The 19,886-nt window shown below is 63.5% G+C and carries 17 protein-coding genes and 1 tRNA gene; 15 read left to right on the plus strand and 3 right to left on the minus strand.

Annotated features, from left to right (window positions below; translation table 11 throughout):
• Positions 1-3: 3 nt before the first annotated feature.
• The 3 genes from F4Y72_05525 to F4Y72_05535 all read right to left on the minus strand — a co-directional run bounded on the left by F4Y72_05525 (position 4) and on the right by F4Y72_05535 (position 2,569).
• Entirely contained in the window at positions 4-1,419 is a 1,416-nt protein-coding gene (locus tag F4Y72_05525) for a hypothetical protein (protein MXZ27748.1), read from the minus strand.
• Positions 1,420-1,511: 92 nt separating this feature from the next.
• Positions 1,512-1,588 (minus strand) — tRNA-Pro (locus tag F4Y72_05530).
• Between the two features lie 24 nt (positions 1,589-1,612).
• Complete coding sequence (locus F4Y72_05535; protein MXZ27749.1) at positions 1,613-2,569, minus strand: octaprenyl diphosphate synthase; 957 nt, start codon at positions 2,567-2,569, stop codon at positions 1,613-1,615.
• A 111-nt stretch (positions 2,570-2,680) separates the two neighbouring features.
• Between F4Y72_05535 and F4Y72_05540 the strand changes: the two genes are divergently transcribed.
• The 15 genes from F4Y72_05540 to F4Y72_05610 all read left to right on the plus strand — a co-directional run.
• Complete coding sequence (locus F4Y72_05540; protein ID MXZ27750.1) at positions 2,681-4,804, plus strand: S9 family peptidase; 2,124 nt, start codon at positions 2,681-2,683, stop codon at positions 4,802-4,804.
• A 127-nt stretch (positions 4,805-4,931) separates the two neighbouring features.
• Positions 4,932-6,197, plus strand: coding sequence for an FAD-dependent oxidoreductase (locus tag F4Y72_05545; GenBank protein ID MXZ27751.1), 1,266 nt, complete (start codon positions 4,932-4,934; stop codon positions 6,195-6,197).
• Positions 6,198-6,215: 18 nt separating this feature from the next.
• Entirely contained in the window at positions 6,216-7,547 is a 1,332-nt protein-coding gene (locus tag F4Y72_05550) for an FAD-dependent oxidoreductase (GenBank protein MXZ27752.1), read from the plus strand.
• Positions 7,544-7,903 carry a nuclear transport factor 2 family protein gene (locus F4Y72_05555; GenBank protein MXZ27753.1) on the plus strand — a complete coding sequence of 120 codons (360 nt, stop codon included), beginning with the start codon at positions 7,544-7,546 and terminating at the stop codon, positions 7,901-7,903. Before F4Y72_05550 ends, F4Y72_05555 begins: the two co-directional genes overlap by 4 nt.
• Positions 7,904-7,910: 7 nt before the next feature.
• Positions 7,911-9,194: a TRAP transporter large permease gene (locus F4Y72_05560; GenBank protein ID MXZ27754.1), complete on the plus strand. Its 1,284-nt coding sequence runs from the start codon at positions 7,911-7,913 to the stop codon at positions 9,192-9,194.
• Positions 9,191-10,177 (plus strand): hypothetical protein, encoded by a 987-nt coding sequence (locus F4Y72_05565; protein ID MXZ27755.1) that lies wholly within the window; start codon positions 9,191-9,193, stop codon positions 10,175-10,177. The genes F4Y72_05560 and F4Y72_05565 overlap by 4 nt, the downstream gene beginning before the upstream one ends.
• Positions 10,162-10,650 (plus strand): TRAP transporter small permease, encoded by a 489-nt coding sequence (locus tag F4Y72_05570; GenBank protein MXZ27756.1) that lies wholly within the window; start codon positions 10,162-10,164, stop codon positions 10,648-10,650. Before F4Y72_05565 ends, F4Y72_05570 begins: the two co-directional genes overlap by 16 nt.
• Complete coding sequence (locus tag F4Y72_05575; GenBank protein MXZ27757.1) at positions 10,647-12,128, plus strand: M81 family metallopeptidase; 1,482 nt, start codon at positions 10,647-10,649, stop codon at positions 12,126-12,128. Before F4Y72_05570 ends, F4Y72_05575 begins: the two co-directional genes overlap by 4 nt.
• A 10-nt stretch (positions 12,129-12,138) precedes the next feature.
• Positions 12,139-13,287: a mandelate racemase/muconate lactonizing enzyme family protein gene (locus F4Y72_05580; GenBank protein ID MXZ27758.1), complete on the plus strand. Its 1,149-nt coding sequence runs from the start codon at positions 12,139-12,141 to the stop codon at positions 13,285-13,287.
• Between the two features lie 11 nt (positions 13,288-13,298).
• Entirely contained in the window at positions 13,299-15,053 is a 1,755-nt protein-coding gene (locus F4Y72_05585; GenBank protein ID MXZ27759.1) for a CocE/NonD family hydrolase, read from the plus strand.
• Between the two features lie 80 nt (positions 15,054-15,133).
• On the plus strand, positions 15,134-16,576 hold the full coding sequence (locus F4Y72_05590) for an aldehyde dehydrogenase family protein (GenBank protein MXZ27760.1): 1,443 nt from the start codon (positions 15,134-15,136) through the stop codon (positions 16,574-16,576).
• Complete coding sequence (locus F4Y72_05595) at positions 16,576-17,958, plus strand: hypothetical protein (protein MXZ27761.1); 1,383 nt, start codon at positions 16,576-16,578, stop codon at positions 17,956-17,958. The genes F4Y72_05590 and F4Y72_05595 overlap by 1 nt, the downstream gene beginning before the upstream one ends.
• Positions 17,934-18,716, plus strand: a complete 783-nt coding sequence (locus tag F4Y72_05600; protein ID MXZ27762.1) for a 2-(1,2-epoxy-1,2-dihydrophenyl)acetyl-CoA isomerase — start codon at positions 17,934-17,936, stop codon at positions 18,714-18,716. The genes F4Y72_05595 and F4Y72_05600 overlap by 25 nt, the downstream gene beginning before the upstream one ends.
• Before the next feature lie 15 nt (positions 18,717-18,731).
• Complete coding sequence (locus F4Y72_05605) at positions 18,732-19,139, plus strand: RidA family protein (protein MXZ27763.1); 408 nt, start codon at positions 18,732-18,734, stop codon at positions 19,137-19,139.
• A partial coding sequence (locus tag F4Y72_05610) for an agmatinase (GenBank protein ID MXZ27764.1) occupies positions 19,129-19,886 on the plus strand: 758 nt, incomplete at its 3' end. The genes F4Y72_05605 and F4Y72_05610, both read left to right, overlap by 11 nt.

Raw genomic sequence — 19,886 nt, forward strand, 5'->3', positions numbered from 1 at the left:
GGTTCAGGTTTCCGGTTCGCAGACCCCGCCCAGAATTTGCGCATCCAGCCATTCGGCGGGCCACTCCGAGGGCGCCGGCGGTCCGGTGAATTCCGGATCCGGCATACCGGCAATCGACGGTATTGGATCGGGCGACAGGCCGGGAACCTGGAGACCCGGGACGTCCGGAGCGTTCGGGGCGTCCGGCGTTACCCAGGAGCCTTCATTGGAGGCGATTGTCGCTTCCGGCTCCGGCAAGGCCGGCTTCGGGGGCTGGGGCGCGGAGGGGTCGGGCTTGGCGTCACTCGCCAGTTTGCCGCCCACGCGTGCGGCCAGTTTCGCTCCCTGCACCTCGGGCTTGTTGCGTATGGAATCTACCGCCAGGTCCTTGGCGCCATCCAGCGCTGCGTCCACGAGCTTGCCGGCGATCCTGCTGCCGAGACCCGGGCCGGACGATTGATCCCCATTCTGCTGCGGGCTTCCGGGCGGGGGCGTCACCCACGTCCCCGCCTCAGGCGCGGCGGTCCCGCCAAGGCCATATTGCGGCCCGGAGGCCGAGCCCGGTGCATTGGCGATCGCCCGGGAAGGCGGATTGTCGGCATCAACGTAGGAGCGCCCCACGCTGCCGCGCGAGTCTTTTCCAGCAGGTTCGCCGGGCGCGGACCTGGCCACGGCTTCGCCGTTCTCATTTCCGGCGAATCGCAAATCCACGTCCGATTCGCTTTCGCTGCTTGCCGGGGTCGCTTCCGGCGCTTCCGGCGAAACAGGCGGCACCGACTCGCCGAGAACGATAAGGAAATGCTGCGCCACAGGTGGCAACTCCACTTCCTCGTCCTCCAGCAGGGTCCTGCCGTCCAGCCCGATGGCGTCGTTGTAGAACTCGACGTTGGAGTCCTTTTCGATCCTGAGGACGCCTCCCTCCAGCGCCACGCCCGCGAACAGGCCCTTGGAGCGGGCCATCATCACGATCCGGTTCTCCAGCTTGTTGTCCGTGCCGGCAGTCGCGCTGCCGCCCAGTTCTCCCGCCGCGTAGCCGGCGTCGGCGCCGATCGTGAGCTGCCCGCCGGATATCGCCTCGACGGCCTTCGGGTCCTTGAACACGATCAGCAATTGCGACATCGACACGCCGAACTGCAGGCCGACGCTGCCGCTGGTGATGCGAACGAAGGCCGGCCTGCTCCAGCTTCCCGACTCAAGCCGCGTGGACAGCACGCCGCGGCCATGTTTCACGCCGCCGAAAAGGCCCACCTTCACGAATTCCGGAAAGATCGCCACGGCATGGGCGTTTTCAAGGACGCCCGGGGCGTCTTCTTCGAGGGGCCCGCGAATTTCCTGCAGGATCGATGCGGAGTGCATCATCCTGTCATTGAGTTTCTCGTCGGCGACCAGTGGCGCCGCGAGCAGAAAGAGAGTGATTCCAACAACTGCTTTGCGCATCATCGTTGCCCCAAGGGTGGCGTTGTTGGTTCAGCAAATATACATTATTTCATGGGCTTGTCAATGATATTTATATCACTGTTCAAGCAATTTAATGGTCGGGGTGACTGGATTTGAACCAGCGACTCCTGCCACCCGAAGACAGTGCTCTACCAGGCTGAGCTACACCCCGACCGTAGGGCTGAATGCACGAATGCTAGTAACTGCGCTCCGCCGCGAACCGCGCCAGCGATGTCAACACCTCGCGAAAGCGGTTTTCGGGCAGGGCGGACAGGGCATCCGCGGCGCGCTCGGAAGCTTCACGTGCGCGCCCGGCCGCGTATTTTAGCGCCCCCGTGGATTCGATCGCTTCCATTACGCCGGAAAGGTTGCCCAGACCGCCGGTCCGCAGGGCATCGCGCAGCACGCTCTGCTGTGCGTGGGACCCGACCCGCATGGCATGAAGCATGGGCAGGGTCGTCTTTCCCTCCTTCAGGTCGGTGCCTACGTTCTTGCCGAACGCTTCCTCGCCGCCCGAGTAATCCAGCACGTCGTCGGTGATCTGATAGGCCATGCCGAGCTCGAGCCCGTAGCGGGCGGCGGCATCCTCGACTTCCCTGTCGCTGTGCGCGAGGATGGCGCCGATTCGCGCACAGGCCTCGAACAGGGAGGCGGTCTTGCGGCGAATGACCTCGAGGTACTGCTCTTCGGTCACGGCCAGTTCGTTCAGATTCATCAATTGCATGACTTCGCCTTCGGCGATCTGGTTGGTGGTGGACGCAAGGACTTCCACCGCCCGTCGCTGCTCGAGCAGCTCGACGATCAACTGGAACGCGCGCGAGTAGAGGAAATCGCCCACCAGGACGCTGGCCGCGGGGCCGTGCAGCACGTTGGCCGCCGACTTGCCGCGACGCATTTCCGCCTCGTCCACGACATCGTCGTGCAGCAGCGTGGCCGAATGGATGTATTCCACGATGACGCCGGCCCGGACCTGGGGGCCGCCCGGAGCGCAGCCCAGCGCGCGCGCCACGAGCATCAGCAACAGGGGGCGTATGCGCTTGCCGCCCGAGTTCAGGAGGTACTGCGCCACCCGCCCGACCAGCGGAACGTCGCTGCGCAAGTGGCTGTAGATGAGGCGATTGAGGAGGTTGAAGTCCTTCCCCACCAACCGCAAGGCCTGCCGGAATACGTCCGAATTGGACACCGCGCCAATGATATCAATTTGCCGCCGCCAAGCGGTCGCAAACGGCTAAAATTCGGGCTCGCCGAAGTGGAGTCGTACGACATGCGCAGAACTGGTCTTCTTGTTTCACTCGCCCTGCTTGCAGCGGCTTGCTCTCCGTCTGTCGACGATGGGCTCGAATACCCGCCCGCTGCGCGCTCCGAACAGCAGGACGACTATTTTGGCGTTCAGGTTGCCGACCCCTATCGCTGGATGGAGGAGATGGATGCTCCCGAGACCGCAGCCTGGATAGCGTCCCAGAACGAGCTGGTCGAGCCCTACCTGGCGTCGATCGAGCTGCGGGAGCGGCTTAAGCGAAGGCTGACCGAGGTCTGGAACTATCCGCGCCGCTCCGTGCCCTGGCGCGACGGGCCTTGGTATTTCGAATTCCGCAACGACGGTCTGCAGAACCACAGCGTGCTTTTTGTACGGGAGGGCCTTGACGGCGAAGCGCGGGCGCTGCTCGATCCCAACTCCTGGAGCGAGGACGGCACCGTCAGTCTGGCGAGCAACTCGGTAAGTCCCGACGGCCGCTACATCGCGTATGCGAAGTCCGACGGGGGTTCCGACTGGCGCGACTGGTACGTGCGCGAGGTCGCAACCGGCGAGGACCTGCCCGACCATCTGACCTATACCAAGTTCACGGGCGTTTCCTGGACTCCGGACGAGGGCGGCTTCTACTACAGCCGCTATCCGGTGGACGAGCAGGGCGCCGGCGACGACAAGAAGGCCGTGTCGGTCTACTTTCACGAACTCGGGACGGACCAGGCCGACGACCGGCTGGTGCTCGAGATGCCGCCGGACGAAGGCCGCAACGCTTACGCCGGCGTCACCGAGGACGGCGCCTACCTGATCGTTACGTTGCAGGAGGGCTATCTGAGCAATGCGGTCCACTACCGGCGCATGGACGAACCGGATTCCGCGATAAGGCCGTTGCTGGACGAATGGGACGCCATATACAGCTACCTTGCCAACGACGGCGATACCTTCTTCTTCTCGACCAACAGGGATGCACCGCGCCGCAAGGTGATTTCACTGGACGTCAACAGCCCGCAGGAGTGGACCGAAGTCATTCCCGAGGGCGAAAACACGATGCAGCGCATCAGCGCGGTAGGGGGACGGCTGATCGCCTCCTATCTGCAGGACGTCAAGCCGCTGGTGATCGTCCATGAGGCCGACGGCAGCCTGGTGGAGCAGATCGAACTGCCCGGCATAGGCTCGGTGGGCGGCTTCGGCGGACGCTGGGACGATCCCGAAACGTTCTACAACTTCTCCGGATTTACCGATCCAGGCGCCGTGTACCGCTACGATGTCGGCACGGGCGAGAGCACGCTGCACCACCGCACCGAAACGCCGATCGACGGCACGCAGTTCGTGACCCGCCAGGTCTTCTTCGACAGCAAGGACGGCACCCGGATCCCGATGTTCCTCGTGCACCGCAAGGACCTGGAAAAGACCGACGACCACCCCACGCTGCTGTACGGATACGGCGGTTTCAACATATCGCTGACGCCCGGTTACAACAGCGCCCGCCTGGTGTGGATGGAGCTTGGCGGCATGGTCGCTATCCCCAACCTGCGCGGCGGCGGCGAGTACGGGCGCGAGTGGCACCTGGCGGGAACCCGCGAGCGCAAGCAGAACGTGTTCGACGATTTCATAGCCGCGGCGCAGTGGCTGATCGACGAGGGCTACACGATGCCGTCGCGGCTCGTTATCCAGGGCAGCAGCAACGGCGGCCTGCTGGTGGGCGCCGTGATGACCCAGCGCCCGGACCTGTTCGGAGCGGCGCTACCGGACGTGGGCGTGCTCGACATGCTGCGTTACCACACGCCCAGCGCCAACGCGCGCGCCTGGGCCGACGATTACGGCCTGTCCGAGAACGAGGCGGATTTTCGCGCCCAGTACGCCTATTCGCCCGTGCATCGCGTCGCCGAGGGCGCCTGTTACCCGCCGACCCTGGTCACCACCGGCGATCATGACGACCGGGTCGTGCCCTGGCACAGCTACAAGTTCGCAGCGGCGCTGCAGCATGCCCAGGGCTGCGACAGGCCGGTGATGATTCGCATCGAGACGCGCGCGGGTCACGGCGCGGGCACGCCCACCTGGATGCGTATCGAGGACATCGCCAATCAGTTCGCTTTCGCCGCCGACGCAGTGGGGCTGGGCCAGCGCCAAACCGGCGAATAGGCTAACCAGGCACATTGCCTGATGGTGGGTCTGGCATCACAAATGTCCGGTGCAGGGCCCACCGCCATCTATGCATACAATATGTCGACACGTGGCCGGGTAGTCCAAGTGTCGGAGGCACAGTTCAATGCGTGTCGTAGTAGTTGGCGCCGGCATTCTGGGAGTTACGAGCGCATGGTTTCTCAAGGAAGCCGGATTTGACGTCCTGTTGATCGAGAAGGATGCAGGCCCCGGGCTGGGAACCAGTTTCGCCAACGGGTCGCTGATCCACCCCAGCTATGTGCAGCCGTGGAACGAACCCGGGGTGCACCGGACCCTGCTCAGATATGCCGGGCGGGCGGACGCGCCGATGTTGCTGCGACTCAGGCACCTGCATCATTACCTGTTCTGGGGATTGAGATTCCTGGCCAATTCGTCGCCCGGGAGGTTTGTGGAAGCCTCGCGGCGCAATCTGACGCTGGCAACCTACTCCGTTCGTGTTCTTCGCGATCTTCGGACCGATCTGGACCTGGAGTACGGTCAGTATTACCGCGGTTCGCTGAGTATTTTCCGCGACCGGTCAGTCCTCGCAGCATCGGTGGGAATTGCCGAAGAACTCAGGTCTGCAGGCGTTGACAGCGAAATTGTTGATCGGGACGGCCTGATCGCGCTGGAACCGGCTCTTGCGTCGATCGCAAACCAACTTGAGGGCGGCATCCATTACAAGGGTGACGAGGGCGGTAACTCCTACCTGTTCTGCCGGGTTATGGCGAAGAGGCTGGCAGGAGCGGGCGTGGAAATCCGGTACGGCACGGAAATCACACGGATCGTCGGCAGGAGCGGGCACGTACGGCACCTTGAAACGGCGAGTGGCGGGCGAATCGAGGGGGGCGCCTTTGTAGTCGCTTGTGCGGCGGGTACGACGCGGCTGCTGAGGCCGCTGGGCATCCGGATCCCCATCATGCCGGTCAAGGGATATTCTTTGACGCTGCCCAGCGGAAATGAGGCTCAGTCGCCGCGCGTGCCGATTATCGATGCCGATCTTCACGCCGGCGTCATTCCGCTGGGCGCTGACTCGATCCGTCTCGCCGGTACCGCGGAGTTCAGTGCGTTCGATGAATCGATTCCGCGGGCCCGGATCGACAATCTGTACGCCATGCTGGAACGGATTTTTCCCGACTATGCAAACGCTGTCGACCGGAACAAGGCGATAGCGTGGGCGGGCCTGAGGCCGATGTCCGCCGACGGAACTCCGTTTATCGGTCAAACTGCCGTGGAAAACCTTTATGTCAATTCGGGGCACGGCCAGATCGGTTGGTCCACGGGTCCCGGCAGCGCTCGTTTGCTGGCGGACATCGTTTCCGGAACCGGTCCGGCCCTCGATCCGGCGGATTACAGCCCCGGTCGATCCTGAAAGGGAGGAAAGCGCAAAATGGTTCTCGATAAGCGACCGCAGCAGAAGCTCGCATGCGATGTGCTGGTGGTGGGAGGCGGCGCGGCCGGGGTTGCGGCTGCCGTCACTGCGGCGCGCCAGGGGCTGGCGGTGGCGCTGGTCGAACGCTACGGATTTTGTGGCGGCGGCGCCGTAGCCGGTATGTCAGGCACGATCTGCGGGATTTACGAGGCCAGTGACGATAAAGAGCGACCGCCCCGTCAGGTGGTCCATGGCTTCCTGGACGAGTTCACGGCGGCCATGGAGGCTCGCGGCGGGCTTACCGGGCCCGTGCGGTACGGCAAGACGTTTACGCGCGTTCACGACCCACTGGTGTGGCGCGAGGTGGCGGACCACCTGCTGAAGGACGCGGGCGTTCGGGTGCTTTACCACACAATAGCAACCGACGTGCTGGGGGACGCGGACGATCGGGTGGCCGGAATAGTCGCCTATACAAAAGAGGGGAAGTTATCGATTGCGTCGCGGGTGACGGTCGACGCGAGTGGTGATGCGGACGTCGTCGCCATGGCAGGGCATGAATTCAGGCTGGGGAAGGACGGCCAGGTCCAGAATCCGACGATGATCTTTCGTCTGCAGGGTGTGGAAATCCGAAAGCTCCGTTCGGAATACGGACCCGACAGTATTATGCCGCTATATATAAGCCGGAAAATTAACGAGCTGTATGCAAGGGGCGAGTATTACCTGCCGCGCGCAAAGATTTTCCTGTTCGAGACGCCACGTCCCGGCGAGTTGCTGTGCAATGCTACGCGCCTGATCGGCTTGGACGGTCGGGAGTTGAACGCCGTCATTGCACAGGACCTTACGGAAGCCGAATTCGACGGCCGCAGGCAAGTTCGCGAGTACGCCCGGTTCCTGAAGGACTACGTCGCCGGCTGCGAGAACAGTTGGGTCAACGATACCGGCGTACAGGTCGGGGTTCGACAGACCCGCCAGCTTGTCGGCACGGAAGTCCTGAGCAATTCCGATGTCGAGTCGGCCCGCAAGCGCCCGGACGGCGTTGCCAGGTCGCCGTGGCCGATCGAGTTGCACAAGGGCGACAAGCCCAGGCTGGTCTGGATCATCGAGGACCACTACGATGTGCCGCTGAACTGTTTCGTTCCCCCGGGGGGCGAATCCCTGCTGGTTGCGGGCCGCTGCCTCTCGGCGCAACATGAGGCGATGGCCTCGGCTCGCGTGACAGCCCAGTGCTTTTCATACGGACATGCCGTGGGACACGCCGCGGCGATTGCCGTCAGGGAAGACCGGTCGACCCATGACCTGCCGGTCCAGCTCGTTCGCCGCAAGCTCAAGTCGGACGGAGCCCGCCTATGACTGCCGGGGCGATCGTTGACGAGTACTATCGCCGCATCGATTCGAACGATCTGGACTGGGTCGTCAGCCTGTTCAGCGAAGATGCAACCTACGTTCGGGCTGATTCGCGCCTTCAGGGAAAAGCGGAAATCGACAGGTTTTTTCGCACCCAGCGGCGCATTCGCGGCAAGCACGTCATCCACAGCATTGTCGCCGTCCGGGACCAGGTGTTCTGCAAGGGCGAATTCATCGGCAGGGGGGAAACCGGCGACAGGCGCCAGGTGCGATTCTTCGATGTGTGGCACTTCGATTCGAGCGGTAAGGTGCGGTTGAGGGAGACGTATCTCGCCCTGGGTCATGAGTACGTGAAGAGTTGAGCGGAACTTGGTCTGGCTTCTTCTACTCGTTCTCGTTGTCTGCCTGGTATTGAGCGGTACGGAATACGCGTACATTGTCGGGGCCGTTGCCGTCGTTCTTTTTCTCGTTACGGGGCACGGTGAGCACCTGATGATCGTGCCGCAGCGGGTTTTCAGTCAGCTGGATTCGTTTGCGCTCACCGCCTTGCCCATGTTCATACTCGCCGGCGAAATCATGGGACGGGGCGGCGTGACCCGATCCCTGATCGATTTCTCGCTATCGCTGATGGGGAAGATCCGCGGGGCGCTCGGGCACGTAAACATAATGACTTCGGTTTTCTTCGCCGGTGTCTCGGGCGCCGCGACGGCGGATGCGGCAGCCCTGGGCAATACGCTCGTACCGGCCATGCGCGAGCGCGGCTACAGGGGCGACTATGCGGCCTCCATTACCGCAGCCTCCGCGATCATCGGCCCGATCATCCCGCCCAGCATTATTCTGATCATGTACGGCGCACTCATGGAAACGGATATCGCGGCTCTCTTCGCGGCCGGCATCATTCCGGGCCTGATGATGGCCGCCGTTCTTGTCGTTTCCAATGCGGCGTTTGCCCGCAGGAAAGGACATCCGGCCGGTGATCCTTTTGACCTGAAGCGTCTGGGGGAGGCGACACGCCGCGCGCTGCCGGCGCTGGCCCTGCCGATTGTCATCGTCGCGGGAATCGTGTTCGGCGTGACCACGCCGACGGAAGCCGGCGCTCTTGCCGTGGTTCTGGCCATCGCCGCCGCCCGTGCATACGGTTTGCTGTCGCGAACGCTGCTCGTGGATTCCCTGCGTCGCACCGTAAGGCTGGTGGGCTCGATATTCGTGCTGATCGCCGCGTCAAGCCTGATCAGCTATCTTGCTGCGATCGTTGGGGCATCGAACCAGCTGTCCACTGCCGTGGCAGGCAGCGGGCTGGCGGGGCGCGCCTACCTCTTCAGCATCGTTGCGTCCTTGCTTGTGGTGGGTATGTTTACGGGCGTCCGCCTCGGCCTCTTCCTGGTAGTGCCTCTGATCGTTCCCGAGGCCATTGCGCTCGGCGCGGATCCGGTTCACACAGGCATCGTCGTATGCCTTTCGCTGGCACTGGGATTGATTACGCCGCCGTTCGGCCCGGTATTGCTGGTGACGTCCGCGGTTACGGGCGTTTCATACGCGCAATTGATAAGAGGAACGATCGCCTTCACTTCGCTGCACGTGGCCGTGCTCGCAGTGCTGACATTCCTTCCCGGTGTCAGCTTGTGGCTTCCGAAGGCCGTGGGTCTGCTATGAGAGCACTTTGCGCCGCTGTTCTCGCCGGAGTGCTCACTGTTGGTGGTGTTCCAGCCATTGCCGGTCCCGTACACATCGGCATGTCGACTGCGCTGATTGACAGCAATCCGGTTGCGGTCTGGGCCTACGCGCTCCGGGACGAACTCCGACGGCATGGCATTCAGACGCGGGTTTTTCCGGGCAGTACTCTGGGAAGCGAACTCGAACGGGACGAGCAGGTGATCCTTGGGCTGCTGCCTATCAATATCTCCGGAGGCCAGGATGTGACGCAGTACAGCCCGCTGTTGCGTTCGTTTCGCATGCCGTTCCTGTTCCGGGAAACCGCCGAAGTGGACTGCCTGATGCACAGGACCGGCTTTCTGGATCTGGTGAACTCAGCGACGCGACCTCGTGGGATCGAGGTCGTGGACGTGGTCACGGTGGGAGGCATGGCGAGCCTGTTCACGGCCAGCGGACCCATCGACTCGCTCGATACGCTGCGGGAGCAACGCATTCGCGCAATGGACCGTTACCAGGTCAGAACGATCGAAAGCTGGGGCGCTTCGTCCGTGCAGGTCGCGTGGGAGGAGGTGACGACAGCGTTGCAGACATCGGTAGTTGACGGTTATCTGAATCCGCCGGGCGTTCCCCTTGCCTTCAGGCATACGCGCCATCTCAGGCACATGCTGGCCCTGGATCTGTTCACGGGGATACGTTTCGTGACCCTGTCGGCGAAGTGGAGCGATGGTCTGGACGATGCGGAGCGAGCGGCGCTGGAATCAGCTCTCGTCAGCGCCAGACATGCCAATCGTGCTTTTGCTGCGGCCCGGCGCCGCGAGGATCTGGAAGGATTGCGCTCAATGGGGGTGACCATTTCCGAGCCCGATGCGGAATTACTGGCTGAACTTGCCGCTTCGGTTTTATGGATGTATGAAGACCTGCTGGGTTCGGACACAATGAATACGGTCAGGAATCTGTTGGAGAACGAATGTCGCGCCTACTGAAACGCTTCGTGAATCGGCCTGTGGAAGGGCTGGCGATGCTGATGCTGGCGGCGATGCTGACGCTGGTCCTGCTGCAGGTCGTCGGCCGCTACGTGTTTCAGAACCCGCCGCCGTGGACCGAAGAGGCGGCGCGCTTCTGCATGATCTGGTGCGGCCTCCTCGGCGCCGGTTCGGCGCTCTTTCACCGGTCGGACCCGAAGTTGACGAAAGGACTCACGGGCGCAAACGCTCTCCCGGCATCGCTGCTTCGCGCGATCCGCTGGCTCGCGATCAGCGCGTTCGTGCTGCCGTGGCTGATCTACGGTCCGGGCTTCGTGTTGCGTCACTGGTTTCGGGCCACCGAGGCGATGAATTGGAACAGTGCGGTCATTGTCGTGATTGTTCCGATTGCGGGACTCATACTGCTCGTCTACGCGTTCGCGCAACTGGTCGGGTGGGAAGAACGCTCCGGGGAAGGAGGTGGCGCCGAATGAGGCTATTCGTCTGCGGGGTCGTGCAGGAGACGAACGTCTTCTCGCCCATTCCTACCGGCTGGGACAGCTTTTCCGGACAGTGCTGGGATCCGCGAAAAGATCCTGTGCCGCCGGAGAACGTGAACCTCCTGGCCTATGGCGGCGCGGTGGAACGTGCACGCAAGCTCGGCATGGAGGTTGTTCCCGGACTCTTCCTGAACGCGATCCCGGCCGCGCCTGCCTCCGCGGCCTGCTGGCAACGGATTCGCGAAAGAATCCTGGACGACTTGCGAGAGGCCGGCCAGGTCGACACCGTCTTCGTGTTTCTGCACGGAGCCATGTCGGCCATTGGGACATCCGATTGTGAGGGAGGCCTTCTGCACGGTATCCGCGAACAGGTGGGCACGAAAGTTCCCATTGCCGCCGTTTGCGACCTGCACGGCAACGTCAGCGAGGTGATGCTTGACGCTGCGGATTTCCTGATCTGTTGCCGGGAATATCCCCATATCGACTTTGCCGAGAGGGGCGCGGGCGCGGTTGACTTGTTGAAGAGCATGCGGGAGGGTCGCATCCGGCCTTCCAGCACTGCCTTGCGTGTCCCGTTGATGACCGTATCCCCAACCACGTTCGGGCCGATGTCGGATTTCGTGTCGCAATTGCGGTCGGCCGAGGAGTCGGGCGGGGTCCTCAGCGCGTCGGCGTTTCACGGATTCTTCGGCGCCGACCACGCGGACGTGGGTGCGGCCATCGTCGTGATCACGAACGACGAGCCCGAACTGGGCGAGCGAATCGCCTCGCAATTGGCGGAGGCTTTTGTCGATGCGGTCGTGCAGCAAGGAGATATCGGCGTGTCCCTGGATCAAGCGCTGGTAGAGGCGGCCGCGGCCAGGGGCAGGGTCGTCATTGCGGAACGCGCCGACAATTCGGGTGGGGGCGCGGGCGGCGATTCGACCCTGATTCTGGCGGAACTCCTGCGCCGGGGAGTCACCGATGCCGCCTTCGGCGTGCTTTGGGATCCCATTTCAGCCGACTTTTGCCACCTGGCCGGACCTGGCAGCCCGATTTCCTTGCGATTGGGCGGCAAGGTGGGCCCGCAGTCCGGAAGCCCGCTCGACGTGGAGGCCCAGGTGCTCGCCGTGGCCGACGATGTCCATCAGCAGTGGTTCGGCCGAGGCAAGCCCACCGTTCCGCTCGGCAAATCGGCGGCGGTACGTGTCGACGGGGTTGATATCGTGATTGGTTCCGAGCGCCACCAGGTCTTCAGCCGGCACGTTTTCGAAGGACACGGCATTGACCTTGAGCAAAAGAAGGTCATCGTGGTCAAGTCCACCCAGCACTTCGCCACGTCGTATGCGCCCCTCGGGCAGATCATTTACTGCGATACGCCAGGGACGGTCAGCATGGATTTCTCGACGCTCCCGTACCAAAACCTGAAGCGGCCAATCTGGCCGCTGGACGACGTCCCCATTGTGCCGCGGCCGCTGTGGCCGCCATCCTAGCGTCGTGCGCATGAGTACCAGGTCTTCCAGTCGGATGCGCATTGACCGGGTTGAAGTTCGCGTGCTTTCGACGCGCTATGAAACCGAGTTCCGGAATCCTCATCAGCAGTTTCCCGGCAAGCACGCCGTACTCGTGTTCGTAAGCACCGATGCGGGCGTGGTCGGGGTAGGCGAGTCCTGGTGCGACGGAGGCGACCCGGATTCGGTCGTGACGATAATCGAGTCGGACCTCGCTCCCCGCGTCATCGGCGCGAGCGTATCCGAGCCGGAGCGGATCTGGCGAAGCATGATGGCCACCGGCGTCATGAGCCTCAAGGGCAGCGCGCTGTATGCGGCGGCCAGCGGTGTCGATATCGCCATTTGGGACGCCTGGGCGCGGACCCTGCGTCAGCCGCTGCACCGGCTGCTGGGCGGGCATTCGACTGCGGTACCGGTATACGGTTCGGCCGGCCTGTACGCGGAGGGATATACCCCCGAATCGCTGGCTTCGGACATGGCGGCCGCAATCGACCGGGGTTGCTGCGGAGCGAAGATCAAGGTGGCCGGCGCCACTCTTGAGGAGGACGTGGAACGGGCAGGCGCGGTCCGCGGAGCGCTTGGACCCGGCCCCAGGCTCATGGTCGACGCGTTGTTCAAACCCGGGGTCGCCGATGCGATCAGGCTGGGCAGGGCGATTGCTCCTTTCGACGTCTATTTCTATGAAGCGCCTACCGAACTGCGCGATTTGTCGGGTTGGCGTACCATTCGGCGCGATACCGGAATTGCCTTGTCCGGCCCCGAGGTCGCGGCGGGATTGGACCGTTACCGGGAATTCCTGCGTAAGGAGGTGGTGGACTATCTGCAGGCGGATGCGATCATTTGCGGAGGCGTCACTGAGCTTCCCCGCATTGCGGCACTGGGCCGGGCCTTTCGCAAGCCGCTGACCTATCACGCGTCCGGTTCGGCGGTCGCCCTTGCAGCCAACGCGCAGGTGGCCGCAGCGTTTGCCGGCGCCGACAGTATTGAAATGCACCTGCTGCACCAGGCCCTGTTCGAAAGATTGTGGGATGCCGGATGGCGTATTGAGAACGGCGCCCTGGTCGTGCCGGAAATCCCGGGGATCGGTGTGGAAATCACGCCGGACTCCCCGCTGCTCAACGGAAGCGCCGCAGGCGATTAGGGCGGGCCGCGGTGTCGCACAAGCTGCCGACCGGCCTTGCGGGTATCGCTTTCTACCTACTGCTGCTTGCCGGTTGCGGAGGAAACGAGTTCGAGCCCGGCTTTCGCGAGAACCTCGCGATTCCCATGCGCGACGGCGTTACGCTCATGGGCGACGCCTACCTGCCGGGTCCCGGCCAGTACCCCGCCATCGTCGAGATCACGCCTTATGGACGCGGCGACCATGGAATCAACTTTCGAAACGAAGCCGGGTACTGGGGCGATCACGGCTACGTGATGGTGCTTGTGGATTCGCGCGGGCAGGGGCAGTCGGAAGGCGAGTTCGAGCTGTTCGTGCGCTCCGGCGAGGATGGCCACGACGTCGTGGAATGGATTGCGCGCCAGCCCTGGTCGAACGGCAGGGTAGCGATGCGCGGCGCTTCGTACACCGGCACCAATCAGCTGTATACGGCGCTCGAGCAGCCGCCGCACTTAAGCTGCATAACGCCGAGCGCGACAGCCTGGGGCCCGAGAAGGGACGTGCCCTACGGGGACGGTATCCTGCGGTTCGGTTGGGCGATTTCCTGGCCCGCGAACCTGGCCAGCGCCGACATTGACGCGCTTGAGGCGATTGACTGGGATGCGGCCCTGGCGCATGAGTCGATCCACGGGGCCGACGCGGTCGTCTACGGAAAGCCGTCCGCGGTGTATCGGCAGGTCGTGCAGCACGATGCGCAAGCTACGCACTGGGACCCGCTGCACCTTGAAAAGCAGGATTACGGCAGGATAAGTGTTCCGAGTCTGGCTTTTACCGGGTGGTTCGACGGAACCCGTCCTGGAACCATTGCTCACTACCTTGGTCTCGAGCAGCATGCGCCGAACCCGGAGGAGCACTTCCTGGTCGTCGGGCCGTGGGAACATTTCCCCGCACCGGATGGGGGCTACGATTACCTGACCGGCGAGCCGATCCGGGCTGCCGCGGGAATGACGCTGCCCGATCAGGCCTTTCTGCCGGGCCAGGAGATCACCCGGGAGTTCTTCGACTGGTGTCTGAAGGGCAACCGGAGCTTTAATCATCCCAGGGTGCGCCTGTACCTGACGGGCAGCCACGAATGGCTTGAGTTCAGCCGCTTTCCGCCCGGTGATCCTCGAATGCGCCCGCTGTACCTTGCCGGCGATGGCGATGCGGCGGGTCCTCAAGCCCGAGGCAGGCTCGCCTGGCAGCCGCCCGAGGACGACCCGCCCGACAACTTTGCCTATGACCCGCGCGATCCGGTTCGAAGCCCGGTCTTCAATCCCCCACAGGACTGGCAGATGCCGTCCGCCAGGCCGGACGTGCTGACGTATACGAGCGCCCCGTTCGAGGAAGCGCTGCCCATTCTTGGAAGGCTGGAGCTCGAACTGCATGTGTCGTCCGAGGCCCGGGACACGGATTTCAGCGCGGCGGTTTACGACATCGCGCCGGATGGGTCGGTGTACCGGCTGCATCCCAAGCCCGCGGCTTTCGTACGGGCCCGCTATCGCAATGGCCTCGATGCGGAAACACCGCTTGACCCTGAGGAGCCGGCACTGCTGCGATTTGAGTTTTCGCCCGTCGGTCATACCGTTCGGGCCGGCCACCGACTGCGGGTGACTGTTTCGAGCAGCGTCTATCCGTGGATTTTTCCGAACAACAACTCGGGCAAGGCGCCGGACGGCAGCATTTCGGTTACCAGGCAAACGCTGTATCACGACACGGAGCGCCCGTCACGGCTGCTGCTGCCCGTGTTCGCGGCTCCGGGCGAATAGGCGGACTCCGGCGCCGCTTGTTTGTATACAAAGAGTATACTCGGCGCCGCGTCCCGGCATGACGGCAGGAGAGGATTCGCATGGGAATCAGGAGCCACTGGAAGAATTTCATTGACGGTCATTTCGTCGATTCGGTCGCGGGGCGGACAATCGAGGTCGAGGATCCCGCGACCGGGGAGTGGATCGCGGAAATAGCGCGCGCGGAAGCCGGGGATGTCAACCTCGCCGTCGCGGCCGCAAAGCGATGTTTTGATTCCCGGGCCCTGGCCGATCTCAGACCGATCAACCGGGGGCGGATGCTGATCGACGTGGCCCGTGAGCTTCGCCGCCGGCAGGACGAGATCGCCGAAGTCATCTGCTACGAGAGCGGCATGGGCATGGTCGATTCCATCGACCAGGTGGACTGCGCCGCCCAGTATTTCGAGTATTACGGCGGCCTGGCGGACAAGATCGAGGGCAGCTACATTCCCCTGGGAAAGGGCTTCATCGACTACACCATTCCCGAGCCGCACGGCGTGTCGGCGCACATTATTCCGTGGAATTTCCCGATCGAACTCGTGGCCCGGGGCGTTGCACCCGCCCTGGCGGCCGGCAACACGGTGGTCATCAAGTCGCCGGAACTGGACCCGCTACACAACACCTTCCTCGGCGAGATCGCCGGCTCCGTCGGTTTTCCGGACGGCGCAATCAACATCATTGCCGGTTACGGCGACGATTGCGGCACGGCGCTTTGCGAACATCCCGACGTCAACCAGCTCGTATTTACGGGTTCGGTGCCCACCGGGCGCAAGATTCTTGACTGCGCCGCGCGCCGGATCATTCCCGCGGTCGTGGAACTGGGGGGCAAGTCGGCGGGCATGGTCATGCCGGATGCGGACCTGGACAAGGTCGTGGCCAGCACGCGCGTGGGGATTTTCTTTTTTTCCGGACAGGTGTGCTCCGCCATGTCGCGCCTGCTCGTACACCGCAGCATTTACGACGAAGTGGTGGACCGGCTCTGCGAGATGGTGGACGGCCTCTCCATCGGGCACGGCAAGGACAACAGTGACATTACGCCGCTCATTTCCGAGCGGCAGCTTGAGAGAGTCGAAGGCCTGGTGCGGTCGGCCGTCGATGCGGGCGCGAAGGTCGCCAGAGGCGGGGCAAGGGTCGCCGACAGTCCGGGGTACTTCATGCAGCCGACGCTCATTTGCGATGCGTCTCCGGACATGGACGCGATGCAACGGGAAGCCTTCGGGCCGGTTCTTTGCATCAGCGCCTTCGATGACGAAGAGGAGGGCGTTTCCATCGCCAATGGCACGCGTTACGGGCTGTGCGCCGGCGTGTTCACGCAGGACCTGGAAGCGGCGCACAGGATTGCGGCGCGGCTGAAGGGCGGTCAGATCTTCATCAACAAGTGGTTCGCCGGCGGTATCGAGACGCCGTTTGGCGGCGTAGGAGAATCCGGGTTCGGAAGGGAAAAGGGACAGGACGCGATACGCAACTACTATCAGACAAAGAACGTCGGTTGCCTGATCGGCTGATGGACGCACCTGCGATAAACCAGCAGGCAATAGACAATCTGTTCACGCCCGGCTCCGTCGCTGTCATCGGCGCCTCGGGCGTGCCGGGCAAATGGGGCTATCTCGCGGCCGAACAAGCACTGCGCGACAAGTCGCGGCGGGAAGTGTTCCTGGTCAACCGCAAGGGGGGCGAAATCCAGGGCGAAAGCTCCTACCGGCGCTACTCGGACATCGAAGCCATTCCCGATCTCGCCGTGATCAGCGTGCCCCGGTTCGCCTTCGAGGAGACCATAGACGAGGTCCTGGCCAAGGGCACGCGATCCATTGTGGGTATCACGGCGGGGTTCGGTGAGGAAGGACGCGAAGGCCGGGCGGTCGAGGACCGCGTGGTCGGGAAGGTCCGCGAAGCGGGCGCGGCGATGCTGGGTCCCAATTGCATGGGCGTGTACGACGGTCACGGCGGTGTCCGCTGCATGCCCTGGGCGGACCTGACGCCGGGTCCGGTGGGATTCCTTTCGCAGAGCGGCGGGCTAATCATGGATATCACCAAGCGCCTGGTGGAAGTCGAACTGGGATTTTCGCGCGTGGCGTCGGTGGGGAACCAGGCCCACGTGCAGATTCCCGACCTGATGGGAAATCTGGCTGCGGACGGCGGGACACGGATTGTAGCGATCTACATTGAAGATCTGGAGCAGGCGGACCGGCTGTTCGAAAGCATTTCCGGGATGGTGTCAGGCGGCAAGAAAGTCATTCTGATGACGCCGCATTCCACGCCGGGGTCCGTGCGCGCGGCCCGGGCGCACACAGGCTCCACCGTTACCTCGATGCAAGCAACCCGCGAGAAGGCGGCGCGGGCCGGTGCATGGCACGCATCCTCGCCCAGAGAATTGGTGACCCTGGCGCAGACCCTGCTGGCGCCGAATCGAACCGCCGGCAAGCGCGTCGCCGTGATCTCCGACACGGGCGGGCCCGGCGTCCTGTGCTCGGGTCTGGCCGAGAAGCAGGGGCTGGAAGTCCCGGAGTTCGGCGCAGCGTTGCAGGAGCGGTTGCGGGGCTTGCTGTCGCCCCGCGCGGTGGTCAACAATCCGGTGGACCTGGTGGACAACATTACGGTCGAACCGATGATTGACACGCTGGAGGCCGTGCTGGAGGCCGAAGAGATCGACGCGGTCCTGATGAACATCCATGTATTCGTGCATGAATCGGCCGACCTTGAGGTCCGGATGGGCCAGCGCATCGGACGACTGGCTGTGCGCAGCGGCAAGCCGGTTGTCGTCACTTCGCACTCCATGGATGCGCCCGGCGTGCTTGCCGCGCTCCGTTGCGGAGTTCCCGTGTATCGGGATACCGGGGAGGCCGCGAGTGGTCTCGCGCTGCAATGCGGTTGCCGGAGCGTCGGATGAGCGCCGTTAAGGTGGAAATGACCGGGACGGTCCAGACCATTCGGCTCAACCGGCCGGACGTCCTCAATGCCCTGAATCCCGAAGCGTATGACCAACTTGCGGAAGCCATCCGCATGGCGGAGGATGAGGCGGTGCGGGCGGTGGTCCTTACCGGGACGGGCCGGGGCTTTTGTTCGGGCCATGATCTGAGCGACGCCGACAACGAGGACCCGGCCGCCGGCCTGCCCGAGGTCAATGCGACCATGCGGGCGATTCGCGGTCTGAGGAAACCTGTCATTGCGGCGATCAACGGCGTTGCCGCCGGAGGCGGGATGTCGCTGGCGCTGTGCTGCGACGTCAAGCTGATGGCCAGGAGCGCCAGGCTGGTGCCGGCGTTCGTCGACCTTGGACTGGTGCCCGATATGGGCGCGTCGTGGCTGGTGGCCAATGCGCTGGGCTACGGCCGGGCGCTGGAATGGCTGGTTTCGGGTGCGGCGCTGGATTCCGGGACGGCCCTTAAGTGGGGGCTGGTCCACACTCTCGTAGATGACGGGGAGCTGCGGGAAGCGGCGCAACGCAAGGCAAAGGAGCTTGCCGACGGGCCGACCCTGGCCATAGGCCTCACCAAGCAGTTGCTGTCGGGAGCGCTGTCTTCGAGCTTTGAGGATACGATGGATCGGGAAGCGAGGTTTCAGCAGATCGCCGGTCAAAGCGCGGATTATGCGGAGAGCCTGGCAGCATTTCGCGACAGGAGAAAGCCGAAATACCAGGGGAAATAGTTGCCGGAGATCAACATGACAAGAGAAGATCGAAGACAGGCATTGACGCCGGAAGGGGTGCCCGAACCCATCAAGGGCTACTACTCCAATTGCATCAGGGTCACTTCCGGACCGTTGCTGTTTATCGCAGGGCAGATTCCCATCGACAACGACGGCAATCACGTCGGCGGCGACGATGTGGTGGAGCAGGCGAGACAGGTGTTCCGTAACATCGAGGCGATATTGACGGGAGTGGGCGGGTCCCTGGCCGACCTGGTGAAAGTGACGGTTTACGTGACCGACATTGCGGCCATGGGCAAGATCGCGCCCTTGCGCGAGGAACTGTTCCCGAAAGACGGCCCGGTGAGCGCCTGCGTGCAGGTGTCGGCGCTGGCATCGCCCGAGATCCAGATCGAAATCGAAGGAGTGGCCGTTGTCGACTGATTCCCTGAAGACGCCGCGGATATGCGGTCTGCCCACCTTCATGCGGCTGACCCATACGCAAGAGCTTGCCGGGGTCGATGTGGCCGTGGTTGGAGTTCCGTTCGACACCGGTTCGCCCTACCGTGTCGGTTGCCGTTTCGGGCCGCGCGAAATCCGCAGCATTTCGGTATTGCTGCGGCCGATCAACCCCTATCACGACATCGATGTTTTCGATTTGTGCAAGGTGGTGGACTACGGCGACGCGACGGTGATTCCCGGAGAGACCGAGCGCTCCTTCGCCGCCATCGAGGCGGAACTGGACCATATCATCGCGAACGGAGTGAAGACGCTTTGCTTCGGCGGCGACAACTCGATCTCGCTGCCGCAAATCCGCAGCCTGGGCCGCGCCCACGGGCCGATCTCGCTGATTCACCTGGATGCGCATACGGACACCTGGGACGATTACCTGGGCGTCCGGCACAACGCGGCGACCTCCTATCGCCGCGGAGTGGAGGAGGGCTGGATCGACGCCTCGACCTCGATCCAGGTCGGCATGCGGGGTTCCCTGTTCTCGCGTGAAGACATCCGCCAATCCATCGATCTCGGCTACGAACTGATCACCACGGACGAAATGCTGGCTGCCGGAATCGACGAAGTGGTTCGAAGGATCAAACGGCGCGTCGGCCGAAACAAGGTTTTTCTTTCTGTGGACATGGACGTGGTTGACCCGGCGTTCGCGCCGGGCGTCCAGATTCCCGAGGCGGGCGG

This window comes from Gammaproteobacteria bacterium (assembly GCA_009838035.1).
Classification (GTDB): domain Bacteria; phylum Pseudomonadota; class Gammaproteobacteria; order Steroidobacterales; family Foliamicaceae; genus Foliamicus.

Excerpts from the sequence above, each read along its gene's own strand:
- F4Y72_05555 (MXZ27753.1), top strand. The coding sequence starts at position 7,544 with ATGACTGCCGGGGCGATCGTTGACGAGTACTATCGCCGCATCGATTCG.
- F4Y72_05565 (MXZ27755.1), top strand. The coding sequence starts at position 9,191 with ATGAGAGCACTTTGCGCCGCTGTTCTCGCCGGAGTGCTCACTGTTGGT.
- F4Y72_05570 (MXZ27756.1), top strand. The coding sequence starts at position 10,162 with ATGTCGCGCCTACTGAAACGCTTCGTGAATCGGCCTGTGGAAGGGCTG.
- F4Y72_05580 (MXZ27758.1), top strand. The coding sequence starts at position 12,139 with ATGAGTACCAGGTCTTCCAGTCGGATGCGCATTGACCGGGTTGAAGTT.
- F4Y72_05600 (MXZ27762.1), top strand. The coding sequence starts at position 17,934 with ATGCGGTTGCCGGAGCGTCGGATGAGCGCCGTTAAGGTGGAAATGACC.
- F4Y72_05575 (MXZ27757.1), top strand. The coding sequence starts at position 10,647 with ATGAGGCTATTCGTCTGCGGGGTCGTGCAGGAGACGAACGTCTTCTCG.
- F4Y72_05540 (MXZ27750.1), top strand. The coding sequence starts at position 2,681 with ATGCGCAGAACTGGTCTTCTTGTTTCACTCGCCCTGCTTGCAGCGGCT.
- F4Y72_05590 (MXZ27760.1), top strand. The coding sequence starts at position 15,134 with ATGGGAATCAGGAGCCACTGGAAGAATTTCATTGACGGTCATTTCGTC.
- F4Y72_05550 (MXZ27752.1), top strand. The coding sequence starts at position 6,216 with ATGGTTCTCGATAAGCGACCGCAGCAGAAGCTCGCATGCGATGTGCTG.
- F4Y72_05595 (MXZ27761.1), top strand. The coding sequence starts at position 16,576 with ATGGACGCACCTGCGATAAACCAGCAGGCAATAGACAATCTGTTCACG.
- F4Y72_05525 (MXZ27748.1), bottom strand. The coding sequence starts at position 1,419 with ATGATGCGCAAAGCAGTTGTTGGAATCACTCTCTTTCTGCTCGCGGCG.
- F4Y72_05605 (MXZ27763.1), top strand. The coding sequence starts at position 18,732 with ATGACAAGAGAAGATCGAAGACAGGCATTGACGCCGGAAGGGGTGCCC.
- F4Y72_05545 (MXZ27751.1), top strand. The coding sequence starts at position 4,932 with ATGCGTGTCGTAGTAGTTGGCGCCGGCATTCTGGGAGTTACGAGCGCA.